The sequence below is a fragment of the Mesorhizobium sp. LNHC232B00 genome, from assembly GCF_000502435.1.
Classification (GTDB): domain Bacteria; phylum Pseudomonadota; class Alphaproteobacteria; order Rhizobiales; family Rhizobiaceae; genus Mesorhizobium; species Mesorhizobium opportunistum.
This window is the reverse complement of the sequence record NZ_AYWP01000001.1, coordinates 38,365-58,146: the sequence shown is the minus strand read 5'-3', so window position 1 is coordinate 58,146 and position 19,782 is coordinate 38,365. Positions and strand designations below refer to the sequence as shown.

Genomic DNA, 19,782 nt, shown 5'->3' with positions numbered 1-19,782 from the left:
CATGGCTCCGATCCAGATCGCCATGGAAACGAGAAACGCACTCATGCAAACCAGCGAGACGACATCCTGAACCAGATCGGTCATAACTCTCTCCTGTTGTTGATATGTTCGCAATTTGTTCTAATTTTGTTTCAAAGTCAACGAACAGAATCCGCTCGCGGCCAGAATCTTCGAGCGATCAAATCGGCAAGGTTAAGAAAAGGTTGACGGCGCGGCACCTATCAACAGGCGACGCCTGCTTGCGCTCAATCTCGGCCGAGACAATAGTGGGTCAGCCGTGCGAGTACCGAGTGATGGACGTGGGGGAACACAAAGGCGCCAATCAAGCTGATCGCTGGCGAAAGCGCATGAGACAAGGCCGCCGGTGGCGCCTCTCTCGCAACTTTCTAACCTGGCTGCTCATCCTGGCGATGGTCGCGATCACTTCCACCCTGATCGCCCTGAATGCTCACTGGCGGTTCTGAGCCTGAGTGACTCTCGGAAAGACCACAATCCCTGGCGGCAACTTATATCCGCAAAAATCTCGCTGGGGGTCCAGATTGGACCACTCCCGCAGCGAGCAGCGAGGTGCCCCTACAGTGGCACCACCTTACCGTCGGCCAGCGTGACGCGCCGGTCCATCCGCGATGCCAGTTCGTGATTGTGGGTGGCGATCAGCGCGGCGAGTCCAGACTGCCGCACCAGCGCCTCCAGCGCCTCGAAAACATAGGAGGCGGTGACCGGATCGAGATTGCCGGTCGGCTCGTCGGCCAACAGCACCAGCGGCGCATTGGCGACCGCGCGCGCGATGGCGACGCGCTGCTGCTCGCCGCCGGACAACTCGGCCGGCCGGTGCGATGCGCGCTTGCCGATCTGCATGTAGTCGAGCAGTTGCGCGGCGCGCTCGGACGCTTCCTTGCGGCTCAGCCCTTTGATCAGTTGCGGCATCATGATGTTTTCCAGCGCGGAAAACTCCGGCAGCAGATGATGGAACTGGTAGACGAAGCCGACGTCGTTGCGGCGTATCGAGGTGCGTTCATCGTCGGACAGCCGCCCGCAGGCCCGGCCGGACAGGATGACGTCACCGGCGTCGGGGCGTTCCAGCAGGCCCGCCGTGTGCAGCAGCGTCGACTTGCCGGTGCCCGACGGCGCCACCAGCGCCACCATCTCGCCGCGCCGCAGCGCAAAATCGGCGCCGTTCAGGATGGTGAGCTTGCGCGGCCCCTGGACATAGTGCCGCTCGACGCTCTTCAGCTCGATAATGACCTCGGCCATTATTCGTACCTCAAGGCTTCGACCGGATCGAGGCGAGCTGCCCGCCATGCCGGAAACACCGTTGCCAGGAAGGACAGGGCGAGCGCCATGATGATGACATAGGTGGTCTCGCGCGGATCCATCTTTGCCGGCAGCTGGCTGAGGAAGTAGAGCTCGGGGTTGAACAGCACCTTGCCGGTCATCCAGGAGAAGAACTGGCGGATCGATTCGATATTGGTGCAGATGACGACCCCGAGCAGCACGCCGGCAAGCGTGCCGGTGACGCCGATCGCAGCCCCAGTCATCAGGAAGATGCGCAGGATGGCGCCGCGCGAGGCGCCCATGGTGCGCAGGATGGCGATGTCGCGGCCCTTGTCCTTCACCAGCATGATCAGGCCGGAAATGATGTTGAGGGCCGCCACCAGCACGATCAGCGTCAGGATCATGAACATGACGTTGCGCTCGACCTGCAGGGCGGAAAAGAAGGTCTCGTTGCGCTGGCGCCAGTCGACCATGTCGATCGGCCGCTGTGCCGCTTCTTCCACCTTCGGTTTCAGCGCGTCGACATTATCTGGATTGTCGACATAGATCTCGATCGTCTGCGCGCGCCCGTCCATATTGAAATAGAGCTGCGCCTCTGAGAACGGCATGTAGACGATGGAAGTGTCATATTCCGACATGCCGACTTCGAAGATCGCCGAGATCTTGTAGCCCTTCATGCGCGGCGTCGTGCCGATCGGCGTCACGTCGCCATCGGGCGAGATCAGCGTGATGGTGTCGCCCAGCGTCAAGCCGAGATTCTCGGCCATGCGCTTGCCTATGGCAACGCCCTCGCCGCTGTCGAAATCGGCGAGCGAACCCTGCTTGATGTTGTTGGCGACGATGGCGATCTTGCCGAGATCCTCACTGCGTATGCCGCGCACCAGCGCGCCGGTGCCGCCGCCGACATTGCCTTGCGCCAGCACCTGGCCGTCGATCAGCGGGATGGCGTATTTGACGCCGGGCACGCCGTTGATGCGGCCTGCGACCTGGGCGTAGTCCTCGAGCGGCGAATCGATCGGCTGCACGATCAAATGGCCGTTGACGCCAAGGATCCGCGTCAACAGTTCGGCGCGGAACCCGTTCATCACGGCCATCACCACGATCAGCGTCGCAACGCCCAGCATGATGCCGAGGAAGGAGATCGAGGCGATGACCGAGATCACCGTCTCCTTGCGCCGCGAACGCAGGTAGCGCCATGCGACCGTGCGTTCGAAGACGGAAAAGGGACCGGCGCCCGCCGATCTTGCCGCGGCCGCCTCGCTCATGCGGCGGCACCGAAGCGTTTTTTCGCCTCGGCGATCGGCAGCGTCTCGCGCTCGCCGGTCTTGCGATTCTTGATTTCGACCTCGCCGGCGGCGACGCCGCGCGGCCCGACGATCACCTGCCAGGGCAGGCCGATCAGGTCGGCGGTGGCGAACTTGCCGCCCGGCCGCTGGTCGGTGTCGTCGTAGAGCACATCCTTGCCGGCGTCGGCAAAGGCGGCATAAAGCTCGTCGCAGACGCGGTCGCAGTCGGCATCGCCCACCTTCATGTTGATCACGCCGATGTCGAACGGCGCCACGGCTTCCGGCCAGATGATGCCGTTCTCGTCGTGGCTGGCTTCGATGATCGCAGCGACCAGCCGCGACGGGCCGATGCCGTAGGAACCGCCCGAGACGAAATGATCCTTGCCGTCGGGGCCGGTCACCTTGGCGCCCATGGGCTTGGAGTATTTGTCGCCGAAATGGAAGATGTGTCCGACCTCGATGCCCCGCGCCGAGACCCGGTCGGCTTCGCCGATCTTGTCCCACGCCGCCTCGTCATGCATCTCGTCGGTGGCGGCGTAAGGCGTCGTCCACGTCTTGACGATATCGGCGATCTCGCCGTCATTGGAGAAGTCGGTGTTTTCGCCGGGCACCTGGAGCGACAGATAATCGCGATCGCAATAGACCTGGCTCTCGCCGGTGTCGGCCAGGATGATGAATTCGTGGCTGAGATCGCCGCCGATCGGCCCGGTATCGGCCCGCATCGGGATAGCCTGCAGGCCCATGCGCGTGAAGGTCCTGAGATAGGACACGAACATCCTGTTATAGGCCGCCTTGGCGCCCTCGAAATCGAGGTCGAAGGAATAGGCGTCCTTCATCAGGAATTCGCGCGAGCGCATGACGCCGAAGCGCGGCCGCACCTCGTCACGGAACTTCCACTGGATGTGGTAGAGATTGAGCGGCAGGTCCTTGTAGGACTTGACGTAGGCGCGGACGATTTCGGTGACCACTTCCTCATTGGTCGGACCGTAGAGCATGTCGCGGTCCTGCCGGTCCTTGATGCGCAGCATCTCCTTGCCATAATCGTCATAGCGGCCGCTCTCGCGCCACAAATCGGCCGACTGGATGGTCGGCATCAGGATTTCCAGTGCGCCGGCGCGGTTCTGCTCCTCGCGGATGATCTGACAGACCTTGTCCAGCACCCGCTTGCCGAGCGGCAGCCAGGAAAAACTGCCCTGCCCCTGCTGGCGGATCATGCCGGCACGCAGCATCAGCCGGTGCGAGACGATCTCGGCCTCGCGCGGATTTTCTTTCAGAATAGGCAGGAAATAGCGCGACAAACGCATGGACTGGTCCGTGAATGAGAACGGCCGCGCCAGAATCGGCGCGACGCAGGTTTGCTTGCCCCGGCTTCATAGCCATTTCATGGCGGAATGGAAACCCGGGCATCGCCGCTCATCAACGCCTTCAGGCCCCGGAATCCCTTGGTTCCCGGTCAGGCCGCGCTGGCAATCGAGCGTGCCGAACCTCTTCGGATTTGGCCTCCAATTCTTTGCGCGCGTCAATGCAAAACATGCCGTAAAGGCTGCCTTGCCCACTGCTGGTCGTTTCGAAAGCAAAGCATGCCATACTATTGTGCAGTGCAGCACGAGAATGCCTGTTTCGAGGCCAAATTCTTCGTGACATTTTCATTCGGCTTAGGCTAATGTCCCGCGATAACCGAGAGGGCGGAGACAAATCTGCTCTCCTACGCGGTCAAAGTCTTGGGAGGATGCGATCTAGGCGCGGTTACTCGCTGCCGCCGGAAACCGGAAACAGATCGGACGCGTTTAATTGCAAGGCCTCGTGCCTTGCATTTTTTTTGTGCAATCATCTGGTTAGCGCGGCGAGTTGCCAGCTTACATGACCCAGCGTCAGCTGGCACATGGGTGGCGGCGCGTGGCGGCATTTCAAGCCCATCCACACCGCTCCGATCTCTTCCAAGCAGCCTTGCCGGGCGCTCTATTTCGCCGGGGTCTGGCCGAAATCCGGCACGATGTGCGGGATGTCGTTGAGGCTGTATCCCAGCCCGTGCGTCAGGCCATAAAAAATGCCCATCAGGACCGCCGTGGCGATGGTCGTGCGGATCACGGCGCGCAGCATATGCGGCCCGCGCGGCGCGCTCGGCACCGTGCCCAGCGTAACGTCCTTATCGTCGTCCTGCGTCCTCACGCTAAACGGCAGCACGGCGAACAGCACCACCCACCAGGTCGCGAAAAACAGCGCGGTGAACGAAACCCAGCTCATGATTGCTCCAGTTCGATCAGCGTGCCGAAGAAATCCTTCGGGTGCAGGAACAGCACCGGCTTGCCATGCGCACCCAATTTCGGGTTGCCGTCGCCGAGCACGCGGGCGCCGGCGGCCTTGAGCTGGTCACGCGCGGCCACGATATCGTCGACTTCGTAGCAGAGATGGTGCATGCCGCCGGACGGGTTCTTCGCCAGGAACGCGGCGATCGGCGAGCCCTCGCCAAGCGGCTCCAGCAATTCGATCTTGGTGTTGCCCACATCGACGAACACCACCGTGACGCCATGCTCCGGCAAAGCCTGCGGTTCCGTCACTTCGGCGCCAAGCGTATTGCGGTAAGCAGCAATTGCCGCCGCCAGATCCGGCACCGCAAGCGCGACATGGTTCAGCCGTTCGAGCATTGGTTTTCCTCAAGGCAGTAAGGCAAACGGACCGAGGGGCGAGCACAACGCAACTTGCCTTCCCTGCTGCCGTACTGCCCTACTCCCTTATTCCCCTGTTCGTCACCTTGTGACGAACACCGTCACCAGCGGCTTCTTGCCCCAGGCTTCGTTGGCGGCGCCGCGCACCGCGCGCCGCACCGCCTCCTGCACCAAGTCGAGGTCTTTTCGGCGCTGGCGGGGGATCGAATCCACCGCGCCGACGGCCGCATCGATCATCAGGTCTTCCAGCGTGTCGCCACGGGCATCGGCCTCGGCGACGCCGATAGCGACAAGGTCGGGATCGCCGGCCAGTTCATATTTGTCGTCGAGCACGACATTGACCGCGACATGGCCGGCAAAGGACAATTTGCGCCGGTCGCGAATGCCCATCGCCTGGTCGGTGCCGATCAAATTGCCGTCCTTGTAGATGCGGCCGAACGGCACCTGGTCGATGATCGTGGCGGGGCCGGGAGCGAGCCGCAGCATGTCGCCGTCGCGCACCTGCGCCACCTGGCCGATGCCGGAGGTCGACATCAGCGATCCCTGCGCCACCAGATGCGCGGCCTCGCCATGCACGGGAACGCCGATCTGCGGGCGCACCCATTCGTACATCTTGCGCAGTTCGCTGCGGCGGGGATGGCCCGAGACATGCACCAGCGCGTCGCCGTCCTCGATGATCTTGATGCCGAGATCGATGAGGCGGTTCTTGATCTCGAGGATCGCCTTTTCGTTGCCGGGAATGGTACGCGAGGAAAACACCACCGTGTCGCCCGCCGTCAGCGATACCGATTTCATCTCGTCGCGTGACAGCTTGGCAAGGGCTGCCAGCGGCTCGCCCTGGCTGCCGGTGCAGATGATGACGAGGTTTTCGCGCGGGATGAAGCCGAAATCCTCCTCGGCGATGAACTCCGGCAGGCCGTCCATGTAACCGAGCTCATCGGCCACATCGATGACGCGCTTCAGCGAGCGGCCGAGCACCAGGCACTGACGGCCGGCATCGCGTGCTGCCCTGGCAATGGAGACGATGCGCCCGACATTGGAGGAGAATGTGGTGACGGCGACGCGGCCCTTGGCGGCCTGGATGACACCCTTGAGGCCCTCGCCCACCGCGACTTCCGAAGGCGACTCGCCTTCACGCAGCGCATTGGTCGAATCGCAGATCAGCGCCAGCACGCCCTTGTCGCCATAGGCACGGAAGCGCGCTTCGTCGGTCTTCGGGCCGATCGTCGGTTCCGGGTCGATCTTCCAGTCGCCGGTGTGGATGACGGTGCCGGCCGGCGAGGTGATCGCCAGCGACATCGGCTCGGGAATCGAGTGCGCGACGGGAATGGCCTCGATCTCGAACGGGCCGACGGTGAATTTCTCGCCCGCCCGGTAGATCGTCAACGGGATCTTCGGCGCACCCTGTTCGCCCTGCCGCTTGGCTTCCAGCAGCCCGGCACTGAACGGCGTCATCCACACCGGCACCTTCAGCTTCGGCCAGGTGTCGAGCAGCGCGCCATAATGGTCCTCATGCGCATGGGTGATGATGATGCCGCGCAGGTTGGCGAGGTTCTCCTCGATGAATCGCGTGTCCGGCAGGATCAGATCGACGCCCGGATGCGCCGCATCGGGAAAGGTGACGCCGACATCGATGACGATCCATTCGCGCGCGCTCGGCGGGCCGTAGCCGTAGAGGGCGAAGTTCATGCCGATCTCGCCGACGCCGCCGAGGGGCACGAAGACAAGTTCGGCGTTTTCCGCTTTCGCCATGATTTTTCCCTTCCTGGCCCTCAGGCCAAGCCGTTGAAGCAATTCCAGGAAAAGTGTGTAACGGCTTTCCCACCGGAATTGCGTAAAAACAAAACTATACCCGCGCGGATGCGACCGCGCCGAAATGCACATCGCCGGCGGCGATCGTCAAAACAGACCCGTCATCGTCGCGGATCACGAAACGGCAGTCCTCGTCAATGGTCTCGAACACGCCACGCACCACATTACCGTCAATTCTGACAGCAACCTCACCGCCAAGGCCCGCCGCGCGTGCCAGCCAGCGCCGCCGGATGGCGGCAAGGCCGCGCCCTTCATCCCAAAGCCGGGCATTCTCGCTCCAGGCATCCGACAGCGCCAGGAACAGCGTTTCGGCGTCGCACGCCGCGCCCAATGCGTGAAGCGATGTCGCGGGATACGGCAAATCCTGCGGATGCGCCACAACATTGACGCCGATGCCGACCGCGACCGCGAAACGCCCGCCGTCCAGGACGGCCGATTCCAGCAGGATGCCGGCCAGCTTGGCGCCGGAGGCCAGCACATCGTTCGGCCATTTCAGCTCGAAGCGGTTTTGGCCCTGGCTGGCGCCGTCGAGGCCGATGGCGATGCGGCCCTTCGGCACCACGGCGTCGAGCGCATCGGCCAGCGCCAGGCCGGCAACGAATCCCAGTGTCGCGGCAAGGCGAAGTTCGCCGCCGGTGAGGACGAGCAATGTCGCGGCCAGATTGCCTTCCGGCGTCGCCCAGACGCGGCCACGCCGCCCGCGCCCGCTTTCCTGCTTCTTGGAAACGACCCACAGCCTGCCCGGATCGCCTGCCCGGGCATGATCAAGCGCCAACGCGTTGGTGGAGCCGACGCTGTCATGCGCCTCGAGCCGGAACCCTTCCGACGCCGAGGTTGGAGCCAGCCGAAATACCATGCCGTCTAGAAGAACGTCTTGGCGGCGGCTTCGGCATAGGTGCCGATCGGCCCGCCGATCAACACATAGAACAGCACGAAGGCGCCACAGACGCCGAGCACGACGCGCAATTCCGTGGCCATCGGCACGAAACCACCGACGGGTTCGTCAAACCACATGATCTTGATGATGCGCAGATAGTAATAGGCGCCCACCACCGAGGCCAGCACGCCGATGATCGCCAGCGCATAGAGGTTGGCGTTGATGGCGGCGAGGAAGACGTACCACTTCCCCCAGAAGCCGGCGAGCGGCGGAATACCGGCCAGCGAGAACATCAGGATGGTCAAGATCGTCGCCATGATCGGATTGGTCGACGACAGGCCTGCCAGGTCGCTGATCTGCTCGACATTGCCTTCCTTGCGCCGCATGGCGAGGATGAAGGCGAAGGTGCCGAGCGTCATCACCAGGTAGATCAGCATGTAGATGGCGACGCCGCGCACGCCGGCCTGGCTGTTGGCCGCAAGGCCGACCAGCGCATAGCCCATATGGCCGATCGAGGAATAGGCCATCAGCCGCTTGATGTTGGTCTGGCCGATGGCGGCAAAGGCGCCGAGCGCCATGGAGGCGATCGAGATGAAGACGATGATCTGCTGCCAGTCGGCGGCGATCGGCTTGAACGCGCCCATGGTCACGCGCACGATCAGCGCCATCGCCGCCATTTTCGGCGCTGCCGCGAGGAAGGCCGTCACCGGCGTCGGCGCGCCCTCATAGACGTCCGGCGTCCACATGTGGAACGGCACCGCCGAGATCTTGAAGGCAAGGCCGGCCAGCACGAAGACGAGGCCGACGACAAGGCCAAGCTGACGCTCGCCGCCGCCAAGTGCGGTCGCGATCTCCTGGAAGCCGGTGTTGCCGGTGTAGCCATAGACCAACGAGATGCCATAGAGCAGCATGCCCGACGACAGCGCGCCGAGCACGAAGTACTTCAGGCCGGCCTCGGTCGAACGCAGATTGTCGCGATTGATCGCCGCCAGCACGTAGATCGCCAGCGACTGCAGTTCGAGGCCGAGATAGAGCCCGATCATGCCGTTGGCCGAGATCATCAGCATCATGCCCAGCGTGCAAAGCAGGATCAGCACCGGATATTCGAACTTGTCGAAACGCTCCACCTTGGCAAAGCGCATCGACATCACAAGCGTCACCGCCGAGCCGACCAGCGCCAGCACCTTCATGAAGCGGGCGAAGGAATCCTGGACGAAGGCGTTGCCGTAGGCGCTGCCCTGCCCCGTGGAAAAGATCAGCCAGGCGCCGGATATCACCAGCACGGCGACGGCAAGGCCGGTCACCGTGTTGGCGGTGTTGGCGCGCGAATAGGCCCCGACCATCAGCAGCGCGAGCGCGCCGATGGCAAGGATCAGTTCGGGCGTCGAGAGCGACAGGCTGGAGAGAAGGTCCGGCGTCATGGTTCGCAAAACCTCTGGTCAGTTCGCCGCCGCGGTCTGCGCGGCGCCGATGGATGCGGTGACATTGGTGACGAGCGACTTGACCGACTGGGCCGTCGCGTCGAAGACGGGAGCGGGATAGACGCCGAAGAAGATGACCAGCACCACCAACGGGTAGATGATGGCCTTCTCGCGCGGCGACAGGTCGAACAGCCCCTTCAGGCTATCCTTGGTCAGCGCGCCGAAGATCACCCGGCGGTAGAGCCAGAGCGCGTAGGCGGCCGACAGGATGACGCCGGTGGCGGCGAAGAACGCCACCCAGGTGTTGACCCGGAACACGCCGAGCATGGTCAGGAACTCGCCGACGAAGCCTGACGTGCCGGGCAGGCCGACATTGGCCATGGTGAAGACCATGAACACGGTGGCATATTTCGGCATGTTGTTGACGAGGCCGCCATAGGCGGCGATCTCACGCGTGTGCATGCGGTCGTAGATCACGCCGACGCACAGGAACAGCGCGCCCGAAACGAGGCCGTGGCTGAGCATCTGGAAGATCGCGCCCTGCACGCCTTCCTGGTTCATGGCGAAGATGCCCATCGTGACGAAGCCCATATGGGCGACCGACGAATAGGCGATCAGCTTCTTCATGTCCTCCTGCATCAGCGCCACCAGCGAGGTGTAGATGATGGCGACGACGGAGAGCGTGAACACCAGCGGCGCGAACATCTCGGACGCCAGCGGGAACATCGGCAAGGAGAAGCGCAGGAAACCGTACCCGCCCATCTTCAGGAGGATGGCGGCCAGGATGACCGAGCCGGCCGTCGGCGCCTCGACGTGCGCGTCCGGCAGCCAGGTGTGCACCGGCCACATAGGCATCTTCACCGCGAAGGAGGCGAAGAAGGCGAGCCACAGCCAGGTCTGCATGTTGGCGGGGAAGCTGTGGGTCAGAAGCGTCGGAATGTCGGTCGTGCCGGACTGGTAGAACATCGCCATTATGGCGAGCAGCATCAGTACCGAGCCGGCGAGCGTATAGAGGAAGAACTTGAACGAGGCATAGACGCGCCGCTTGCCGCCCCAGACGCCGATGATGATGAACATCGGGATCAGGCCGGCCTCGAAGAAGACGTAGAACAGCACGATATCGAGCGCGCAGAACACGCCGATCATCAGCGTCTCGAGCAGCAGGAAGGCGATCATGTAGGCCTTGACGCGCTTCTCGATCGATTCCCAGGACGCCAGGATGCAAAGCGGCATCAGGAACGTCGTCAGGATGACGAACAGCATGGAAATGCCATCGACGCCCATATGGTAGGAGATGCCGGAGTCGAGCCAGGCGACCTTCTCGACGAACTGGAAGCCGGCCTGCGAATTGTCGAAGCCGGTCCAGATGAACAGCGAGATGATGAACGTGAACGTTGTCGTCAACAGCGCGATGGCGCGGATGTTGCGACGTGCGTTTTCGCTGTCATCGTTGATGAACAGGATAAGCAGCACACCAACCAGCGGCAGGAAGGTGACCAGCGAGAGGATTGGCCAGGCGGTCATCAGAGCATCATCCAGGTGACGAATGCGGCAACGCCGATCAGCATGGCGAAGGCATAGTGATAGAGGTAGCCGGTCTGCAGCTTGACGACGCGGTTGGTGACGTCGACGACGCGCGCCGAAATGCCATCCGGCCCAAGCCCGTCGATGATGGTGCCATCGCCGGTCTTCCACAGGAAATGGCCAAGACGCTTGGCCGGCCGCACGAACAGGAAATCGTAGAGCTCGTCGAAGTACCACTTGTTGAGCAGGAAGGCGTAGAGCCCGCGATGCTGGGCGGCCAGATTGACGGGCATTTCCGGCGAGCGGATGTAGAATTTCCAGGCCAGCGCCAGGCCGATCAGCATAGCGATGAAGGGCGACAGCTCGACCCACAGCGGCAGCTCATGGATCTCGTGCAGGATGTTGTTGTCCGGCAGGGTGAACAGCGAGGCCTTCCAGAACTCGGCATAGCCTTCGCCGATAAAGGAATTGTGGAAGATGATACCGGCAAACAGCGCGCCGGCGGCCAGGATGAACAGCGGCACCAACATCACCGGCGGCGATTCATGGACGTGGTGCATCACCTCATGGCTCGCCCGCGGCTTGCCGTGGAAGGTCATGAAGATCAGCCGCCAGGAGTAGAAGGAGGTGAAGCCGGCGGCGATGACCAGCAGCACGAAGGCAAGGCCGGCGACCGAATTGTGGCTGGCAAAGGCGGTCTCGATGATGGCGTCCTTGGAGAAGAAGCCGGCGGTGCCGATGACGGTCACCGGGATGCCGACGCCGGTCAGCGCCAGCGTGCCGATCACCATCATCCAGTAGGTGGCCGGGATCAGCTTTCTCAAGCCACCCATCTTGCGCATGTCCTGCTCGTCGGAGACGGCATGGATGACCGAACCGGAGCCGAGGAACAGCAGCGCCTTGAAGAAGGCGTGCGTGAACAGGTGGAAGATCGCGGCGCCATAGGCGCCGACGCCGAGCGCCACGAACATGTAGCCGAGCTGCGAGCAGGTCGAATAGGCGATGACCCGCTTGATGTCGTTCTGGACCAGACCGACGGTCGCCGCGAAGAAGGCGGTGAAGGCGCCGATGAAGGTCACCACCGTCAGCGCGGAATGCGACAGCTCGAACAGCGGCGACAGCCGCGCCAGCATGAACACGCCGGCCGTCACCATGGTGGCGGCATGGATCAGCGCCGAGACCGGTGTCGGGCCTTCCATGGCGTCTGGCAGCCAGGTGTGCAGCGGCACTTGCGCCGACTTGCCCATGGCGCCCATGAACAGGAGCAGGCAGACGACGGTCATTGCCGCCTGCTTGTCGAGCGCATGGCCGAGGAACGTGAGCACGGCGGCACCTTGCGGCGCGCCTTCAGCGGGGACGAAGGTTGCCGCATTGGCGAAGATGGTGCCGAGATTGACCGAGCCGAACAGCACGAACACGCCGAAGATGCCGAGCGCGAAGCCGAAATCGCCGACGCGGTTGACGACGAAGGCCTTGATGGCGGCGGCATTGGCCGACGGCTTCTTGTACCAGAAGCCGATCAGCAGGTAGGACGCCAGACCCACGCCTTCCCAGCCGAAGAACATCTGCACGAGGTTGTCGGCGGTCACCAGCATCAGCATGGCGAAGGTGAACAGCGACAGGTAGGCGAAGAAGCGCGGCCGGTTCGGATCGTGGTGCATGTAGCCGATCGAATAGATGTGAACCAGCGCCGAGACGGTGTTGACCACCACCAGCATCACCACCGTCAGCGTATCGATGCGCAGCGCCCAGGACACGTCGAGGCCGCCGGACTGGATCCAGTGCAGCACCGGCACGGTGAACACCTCGCCATGGCCGAAGCCGACGCTGAAGAAGGCGACCCACGACAGCACGGCCGCAATCACGAGGAAGCCGGAGGTGATGTATTCGGACGCCTTGGCGCCGAGCGACGTACCGAACAGGCCGACGATCAGGAAGCCGAGCAGTGGAAGGAAGACGATGGCCTGATACATGGTGGTTCCGTCAACCCTTCATCATGTTCACGTCTTCGACCGCGATCGAGCCGCGGTTGCGGAAGAAGACGACGAGAATGGCAAGTCCGATGGCGGCTTCGGCCGCTGCGACCGTCAGCACGAACAGCGCGAACACCTGGCCGACCAGATCGCCGAGCGCCGCCGAAAAGGCGACGAAGTTGATGTTGACCGCAAGCAGGATCAGTTCGACCGACATCAGGATGACGATGATGTTGCGGCGGTTCAGGAAGATGCCGAACACGCCGAGCGTGAACAGGATCGCCGATACGGTCAGATAATGTGCGATGCCGACGACCATCTCAGACTCCTTCGCCCGACTTGACCTTGCGGATTTCCATGCCGGTCGCCGGCGTGCGGCCGACCTGGGCTGCGATCGACTGCCGCTTGACCCCTTCCTTGTGGCGCAGCGTCAGCACGATGGCGCCGATCATGGCAACCAGCAGGATGAGGCCCGAAATCTGGAAGTAGTAGAGGTAGTCGGTGTAGAGGATGTCGCCGAGCGCGGCCGTGTTCGAACGCGCCGCGAGATCGGGAATCGGCTTCGATACCGTCGAGGCAAGTTGCGGCGCGAAGGTGTAGCCGCCGAGCACCACGATCAGTTCGGCCGCCAGGATCAGCCCGACCAGCGCGCCGATCGGCGCGTATTGCAGGGCGCCTTCCTTCATCTCGGCGAAGTCGACGTCGAGCATCATGACGACGAACAGGAACAGCACCATCACCGCGCCGACATAGACGACGAGCAGGATCATCGCCAGGAACTCGGCGCCGGTCAGCATGAAGAGGCCGGCGGCGTTGAAGAAGGTCAGGATCAGGAACAGCACCGAATGCACGGGGTTGCGCGACGAAATGACCATGAACGCCGATGCCACCGCGACAAAGGCGAAGAGGTAGAAAAAGGCCGCCTCTAGTCCACTCAGCATTGGGGATCCCCCGGGTTCCTATCCGAAACAGGACAACCGTCCTGTTCGAGTTTTGCGACCGCCTCCGGTCGCAAGTTGCGTGTTCCTATCGCATGTTCCGATCGGGTTGAAAGGCCCGATCGACAGAAACATGCGACACTCTCTTGTTCCGGAGGATGATCTCGTCCGAAAAGTCTGCAACTTTTCGGGATCATCCTCTGGACGAGGCCCCTCGCCCCGTCCATGCGTCGATATCAGCGGTAGGGCGAGTCCAGCGAGATGTTGCGCGCCAGTTCGCGCTCCCACCGGTCGCCATTCGCCAGCAGCCTGTCCTTGTCGTAGTAGAGTTCTTCGCGCGTCTCCGTCGCGAATTCGAAATTCGGCCCCTCGACGATGGCGTCGACCGGGCAGGCTTCCTGGCAGAAGCCGCAATAGATGCACTTCACCATGTCGATGTCGTAGCGCACCGTGCGGCGCGTGCCGTCATTGCGGCGCGGGCCGGCCTCGATGGTGATCGCCTGCGCCGGGCAGATCGCCTCGCACAGCTTGCAGGCGATGCAGCGTTCCTCGCCATTGGGATAGCGGCGCAAGGCATGCTCGCCACGGAAGCGCGGGCTCACCGGCCCCTTCTCGTGCGGATAGTTGATCGTCTCCTTCGGCGCGAAGAACTGGCGCATCGACAGGAAAAAGGCGCTGACGAAATCCTGCAGCAGCAGCGATTTTGCGGCCTGGGACAAAGCGGACATCACGCAAACCCCGTGATCTTGAGGAAGGCGGCGGTGGCGACCACCATGAACAGCGAAATCGGCAGGAACACTTTCCAGCCCAATCGCATCAGCTGGTCGTAGCGGTAGCGCGGCACGAAGGCCTTGACCATGGAAATGCCGAAGAACACGAAGCAGACCTTCAGCACGAACCAGATGACGCCCGGCACCCAGGTAAAGGGCGCGAAGTCGAAGGGAGGCAGCCAGCCGCCGAGGAACAGGATGGTGGCCAGCGCGCACATCAGGACGATGGCGACATATTCGCCGAGGAAGAACAGCAGGAACGGCGTCGACGAATATTCGACCATGTGGCCGGCGACCAACTCCGATTCGGCTTCGACCAGGTCGAAGGGCGGCCGGTTCGTCTCGGCCAGCGCCGAGATGAAGAAGATGATGAACATCGGGAACAGGGCGAGCCAGTTCCAGTCGAGGAAGGTGTTGGGCAGGCCGAGCCGCGTTCCAAGCCCGCCTTGCTGCGACAGGACGATATCGCTGAGATTGAGCGAACCGGCGGTGAGCAGCACCGTGACGATGACGAAGCCGATCGAGACTTCATAGGACACCATCTGGGCCGCGGAGCGCAGCGCGCCGAGGAACGGATATTTCGAGTTCGACGCCCAGCCGCCCATGATCACGCCATAGACCTCGAGCGAGGAGATGGCGAAGACATAGAGGATGCCGACATTGACGTTGGCGATCGCCCAGCCCTGGCTGACCGGAATGACCGCCCAGGCCGAGATCGCCAGCACGGCGGAAACCAGCGGCGCCAGCAGGAACACGCCCTTGTTGGCGCCTGACGGGATGACCGGTTCCTTGAAGACGAACTTCAACAGGTCGGCGAAGGCCTGCAGCGTGCCCCAGGGGCCGACGACGTTCGGGCCACGGCGCAACTGCACCGCCGCCCAGATCTTGCGGTCGGCGTAGAGGATGTAGGCGACGAAGATCAGCAGCACGACGATCAGCACCACTGATTTCAGCAGGATCAGCAGCGCCGGCAGCACGTAGAAGGAGAAGAAGGTGTCCATGCTTATTCCGCCGCCTGCTTGAAGCCGCTCTTGGCCAGTGCCGAGCATTCCGCCATTACGGCGGACGCCCTCGCGATCGGGTTGGTCAGGTAGAAATCCTTGACCGGCGAGGTGAAGGTGCCCTTGTTCAGCCGCCCGCCGAGCTTCGCCACCCCGGCGATATCCTCGGCATTGCCGGCCGCGACCTGGTCGATGCGGGCCAGATGCGGGTATTCGCCATAAAGCTTGGCGCGCAGTTGCGGCAGCGAATCGAACGGCAGCTTCTTGCCCAGCACGTCCGACAGCGCCCGCAGGATCGCCCAGTCCTCGCGCGCATCGCCCGGTGCGAAGCCGGCGCGGTTGGTCTGCTGCACGCGCCCTTCCGTGTTGACATAGGTGCCCGACTTTTCGGTGTAGGCGGCCGCCGGCAGGATGACATTGGCGCGGTGCGCGCCGGCGTCGCCATGGGTGCCGATATAGACGACGAAGGCGCCGCCGGTCTTGGCCATGTCGATCTCGTCGGCGCCGAGCAGGAACAGCACGTCCGTCTCGCCGAGCATGCCGGCGACGTTCTTGCCGCCCTCGCCCGGCACGAAGCCGAGATCCAGGCCGCCAACGCGCCCAGCCGCATTGTGCAGCACGGCAAAGCCGTTCCAGTCGGCCCGTGCGGCGTTCACCGCGGTGGCGAGCTTGGCAGCCTGGCCGAGCACGGCAGCGCCGTCCGCGCGTGCCAATGCGCCCTGGCCGATGATGATCAGCGGATGCGTGGCCTTCTTCAGCGTCTGGAAGAACTTGCCATTGCCGTCGGCCAGATCCTTGAGCGAATCCGGTCCGGCGCCCAACAATTCGTACTCGTAGCGGGTGTCGCCGACATCGCCGATGACGCCGACCGGCAGATCGCCGACCCGCCAGCGCTTGCGTATGCGGGCGTTGAGCACCGAGGCCTCGAAGCGCGGATTGGCGCCGATGATCAGCACCGCGTCGGCCTGCTCGATGCCTTCGATGGTCGGGTTGAAGATGTAGCTGGCGCGGCCGAGCGCCGGGTCGAGCGCGGCGCCATCCTGGCGGCAATCGGTATTCCTGGAGCCGAGCGAAGCCATCAGCAGCTTCAGCGCGTAGATTTCCTCGACCGCGGCCAGATCGCCGGCGATGGCGCCGATCTTCTCGGGCGTCGTCTTCGACACCGCGTCCTTGATCGCGGCGAACGCGTCGGCCCAGCTTGCCGGAACCAGCTTTCCGTCCTTGCGGACATAGGGGCGGTCGAGGCGCTGCGTACGCAGGCCGTCCCAGATGAAGCGGGTCTTGTCGGAGATCCACTCCTCGTTCACCTGCTCGTTGACGCGCGGCAGGATGCGCATCACCTCGCGGCCACGGCTATCGACGCGGATCGCCGAGCCGACGGCATCCATGACGTCGATGGATTCGGTCTTGGTCAACTCCCACGGCCGCGCCTGGAAGGCGAACGGCTTGGACGTCAGCGCGCCGACGGGGCAGAGATCGATGACATTGCCCTGCAGCTCCGATGTCATCGCGCTTTCGAGATAGGTGGTGATCTCGGCGTCCTCGCCACGACCGATCAGGCCGAGTTCGGAAATGCCGGCGACCTCGGTGGTGAAGCGGACGCAGCGCGTGCAGTGGATGCAGCGGTTCATCACCGTCTTGACCAGCGGGCCGATATATTTGTCTTCGACCGCGCGTTTGTTCTCGTGATAGCGCGAGGAATCGACGCCGAAGGCCATCGCCTGGTCCTGCAGGTCGCATTCGCCGCCCTGGTCGCAGATCGGGCAGTCGAGCGGATGGTTGATCAGCAGGAACTCCATCACGCCTTCCCGGGCCTTCTTGACCATCGGCGTGTTGGTGAAGATCTCCGGCGGCTCGCCATTGGGGCCCGGGCGCAGGTCGCGCACGCCCATGGCGCAGGAGGCCTGCGGCTTGGGCGGCCCGCCCTTGACCTCGATCAGGCACATACGGCAGTTGCCAGCGATCGACAGCCGCTCGTGGAAGCAGAAGCGCGGCACTTCCGCGCCTGCGTCTTCCGCCGCCTGCAGCAGCGTATAGTGGTCGGGTACAGTGATCTCTTTCCCGTCGACCTTGAGCTTTGCCATTCGCCTCAAACCCCTGCGGATTTCCCGCAATCTAATTTCCCGGGCGCGACAGACGCAGCGCCCGACATTTCATTCACTTCTTCGCGGACAGCGCAGTTGCCTGGGCAGTCCAATCGTCGCGGCCGATGCGGCCGTTGAACGACAGATAGTCGTCGACCCAGGCGATCTCCTGCGGCGACCAGGCCGCGATCTGGGCATATGTCCAGATGCCGAGCCCGTTCAGAACTTTCTCGAGCTTCGGCCCGATGCCCGATATCGCTTTCAAATCCGACGGCTTCGCCGGCTTGTCCATGGCCTTGGGCTGGCGGAAATCCTCGGGCAACAATGCGTCGGGGACGTCGCCCGTTGCCGGGCCGGCACTGGCCACCGGCGCTGTGGTGGCGGCTTCCTTGGCGGCAATGTCGGTGACTTCCTGCGCGAAGGACTGCGCCTCGGCAATCATGGTCTTCGCCGTCGCCCGCGCCTTGGTGGACGAAGAATTCGCGTCCTCGAATTGCTCTACGCGCGTCTCGAAATCCTCGATCAGCGGCTGCATGAGGCGTTGGGATGCCTCGGCGGCTCCCGAAAGCGCGCCCAGCCAGACGCCGAACGCGTGGTTGGCGAGCCCGAGGCTCAAGGCCGACATTGCAGCGGCACCCGCGACAGGGTGCGCGAAAAGGTTGACGGCACTGGCCATCTCCTTCGGCATCATCCTGGTCAGGTCCTGGTTCATCTTCTCGATCTGGTCCAAATTGGGCATCAATGGGTACGAATACGGCGCCATAGAAAGTTCTCCTGGTCGTTTCTTCGTTCGCCCCGCCCCGTTCGTCTCGTCCCGGGCTTTCGCCCGCAGTCACAAATCTATTCCGCCGCCACCATCACCGGTTCGGCCCGGTGCGCATTGCGCGAAAACTCGTCGATGCGGCGCTCCACCTCGCCGCGGAAATGCCGCATCAGGCCCTGGATCGGCCATGCCGCCGCGTCGCCCAGCGCGCAGATCGTGTGGCCCTCGACCTGCTTGGTGACGTCGAGCAGCATGTCGATCTCGCGCTTCTGCGCCTCGCCGCGCACCAGCCGTTCCATCACCCGCCACATCCAGCCGGTGCCTTCGCGGCACGGCGTGCACTGGCCGCAGCTCTCATGCTTGTAGAAATAGGATAACCGCGCGATCGCCTTCACCACATCCGTCGACTTGTCCATGACGATGACGGCCGCCGTGCCGAGACCGGACTTCAGGTCGCGCAGCGCGTCGAAATCCATCGGCGTGTCGATGATCTGCTCGGCCGGAACCAGCGGCACCGAGGCGCCACCAGGAATGACCGCCAAGAGATTGTCCCAGCCGCCGCGAATACCGCCGCAATGCGTCTCGATCAACTCGCGGAACGGGATCGACATCGCCTCTTCGACGGTGCACGGATTGTTGACGTGGCCGGAGATGCAGAACAGCTTGGTGCCGACATTGTTGGGCCGGCCGAAGGACGAGAACCAGGCCGCGCCGCGGCGCAGGATGGTCGGCGCCACCGCGATCGACTCGACATTGTTGACGGTCGTCGGACAACCATAAAGTCCGACATTGGCCGGGAACGGCGGCTTCAGCCTGGGCTGGCCCTTCTTGCCTTCGAGGCTTTCGAGGAGCGCTGTCTCCTCGCCGCAGATATAGGCGCCGGCGCCGTGATGCATGTAGATGTCGAAATCGTAGCCGGACGTGTTGTTCTTGCCGATCAGCTTGGCCTCATAGGCCTCGTCGATAGCGCGCTGCAGCGCCTCGCGCTCGCGGATGAACTCGCCGCGCACATAGATGTAGGCGGCGACCGCCCCCATGGCGAATCCGGCGATGAAGGAGCCCTCGACCAGCGTGTGCGGATCGTTGCGCAAGATGTCTCGGTCCTTGCAGGTGCCGGGCTCGGATTCGTCGGCATTGACGACGAGGTAGCTCGGCCGGCCGTCGCTCTGCTTGGGCATGAACGACCATTTCAAGCCGGTCGGGAAGCCGGCGCCGCCACGGCCGCGCAGGCCCGACGCCTTCATCTCGTTGACGATCCACTCGCGCCCCTTGGCGATGATGCCGGGCGTGTTGTCCCAGGCGCCACGCGCCATCGCGCCGGCCAGCGACTTGTCGAACAGGCCGTAGATGTTATTGAAGATGCGGTCTTTGTCCTGAAGCATTTTTCGTCCC

General features: G+C 63.4%; 17 protein-coding genes. All 17 read right to left on the bottom strand.

Translation table 11 applies throughout. The annotated features are described in order from the left end of the window. Positions 1-573: 573 nt before the first annotated feature. Entirely contained in the window at positions 574-1,257 is a 684-nt protein-coding gene (locus X743_RS168215) for an ABC transporter ATP-binding protein (RefSeq protein WP_023763668.1), read from the bottom strand. Further along, entirely contained in the window at positions 1,254-2,540 is a 1,287-nt protein-coding gene (locus tag X743_RS168220) for a lipoprotein-releasing ABC transporter permease subunit (protein WP_023763326.1), read from the bottom strand. Before X743_RS168220 ends, X743_RS168215 begins: the two co-directional genes overlap by 4 nt. Then, positions 2,537-3,865: a proline--tRNA ligase gene (proS, locus tag X743_RS168225; RefSeq protein ID WP_023763325.1), complete on the bottom strand. Its 1,329-nt coding sequence runs from the start codon at positions 3,863-3,865 to the stop codon at positions 2,537-2,539. Before proS ends, X743_RS168220 begins: the two co-directional genes overlap by 4 nt. A 655-nt stretch (positions 3,866-4,520) precedes the next feature. Continuing rightward, positions 4,521-4,805, bottom strand: coding sequence for a DUF1467 family protein (locus X743_RS168230; protein ID WP_023763324.1), 285 nt, complete (start codon positions 4,803-4,805; stop codon positions 4,521-4,523). After that, entirely contained in the window at positions 4,802-5,206 is a 405-nt protein-coding gene (mce, locus tag X743_RS168235) for a methylmalonyl-CoA epimerase (protein ID WP_023763323.1), read from the bottom strand. Before mce ends, X743_RS168230 begins: the two co-directional genes overlap by 4 nt. Positions 5,207-5,308: 102 nt before the next feature. Beyond that, positions 5,309-6,979 carry a ribonuclease J gene (locus tag X743_RS168240; protein ID WP_023763322.1) on the bottom strand — a complete coding sequence of 557 codons (1,671 nt, stop codon included), beginning with the start codon at positions 6,977-6,979 and terminating at the stop codon, positions 5,309-5,311. A gap of 94 nt (positions 6,980-7,073) precedes the next feature. Then, positions 7,074-7,895, bottom strand: a complete 822-nt coding sequence (locus X743_RS168245; protein ID WP_023763321.1) for a biotin--[acetyl-CoA-carboxylase] ligase — start codon at positions 7,893-7,895, stop codon at positions 7,074-7,076. Between the two features lie 5 nt (positions 7,896-7,900). Continuing rightward, complete coding sequence (gene nuoN, locus X743_RS168250) at positions 7,901-9,337, bottom strand: NADH-quinone oxidoreductase subunit NuoN (protein WP_023763320.1); 1,437 nt, start codon at positions 9,335-9,337, stop codon at positions 7,901-7,903. 18 nt (positions 9,338-9,355) lie between these two features. Then, entirely contained in the window at positions 9,356-10,861 is a 1,506-nt protein-coding gene (locus X743_RS168255) for an NADH-quinone oxidoreductase subunit M (RefSeq protein ID WP_023763319.1), read from the bottom strand. Then, positions 10,861-12,834 carry an NADH-quinone oxidoreductase subunit L gene (gene nuoL / locus X743_RS168260; protein WP_023763318.1) on the bottom strand — a complete coding sequence of 658 codons (1,974 nt, stop codon included), beginning with the start codon at positions 12,832-12,834 and terminating at the stop codon, positions 10,861-10,863. Before nuoL ends, X743_RS168255 begins: the two co-directional genes overlap by 1 nt. A gap of 10 nt (positions 12,835-12,844) precedes the next feature. Then, complete coding sequence (gene nuoK, locus X743_RS168265; protein ID WP_013894819.1) at positions 12,845-13,153, bottom strand: NADH-quinone oxidoreductase subunit NuoK; 309 nt, start codon at positions 13,151-13,153, stop codon at positions 12,845-12,847. A 1-nt stretch (position 13,154) separates the two neighbouring features. Next, entirely contained in the window at positions 13,155-13,775 is a 621-nt protein-coding gene (locus tag X743_RS168270; protein ID WP_023763317.1) for an NADH-quinone oxidoreductase subunit J, read from the bottom strand. 233 nt (positions 13,776-14,008) lie between these two features. Then, a complete protein-coding gene (nuoI, locus tag X743_RS168275; protein ID WP_023763316.1) occupies positions 14,009-14,500 on the bottom strand; it encodes an NADH-quinone oxidoreductase subunit NuoI in 492 nt (163 codons plus the stop codon). After that, positions 14,500-15,543: an NADH-quinone oxidoreductase subunit NuoH gene (nuoH, locus tag X743_RS168280; protein ID WP_023763315.1), complete on the bottom strand. Its 1,044-nt coding sequence runs from the start codon at positions 15,541-15,543 to the stop codon at positions 14,500-14,502. Before nuoH ends, nuoI begins: the two co-directional genes overlap by 1 nt. A gap of 2 nt (positions 15,544-15,545) precedes the next feature. Then, on the bottom strand, positions 15,546-17,627 hold the full coding sequence (gene nuoG, locus X743_RS168285; RefSeq protein WP_023763314.1) for an NADH-quinone oxidoreductase subunit NuoG: 2,082 nt from the start codon (positions 17,625-17,627) through the stop codon (positions 15,546-15,548). 73 nt (positions 17,628-17,700) lie between these two features. After that, a complete protein-coding gene (locus X743_RS168290) occupies positions 17,701-18,390 on the bottom strand; it encodes an NADH-ubiquinone dehydrogenase subunit (RefSeq protein WP_023763313.1) in 690 nt (229 codons plus the stop codon). 77 nt (positions 18,391-18,467) lie between these two features. Beyond that, positions 18,468-19,772, bottom strand: coding sequence for an NADH-quinone oxidoreductase subunit NuoF (gene nuoF / locus X743_RS168295; protein ID WP_013894812.1), 1,305 nt, complete (start codon positions 19,770-19,772; stop codon positions 18,468-18,470). Positions 19,773-19,782: the final 10 nt, after the last annotated feature.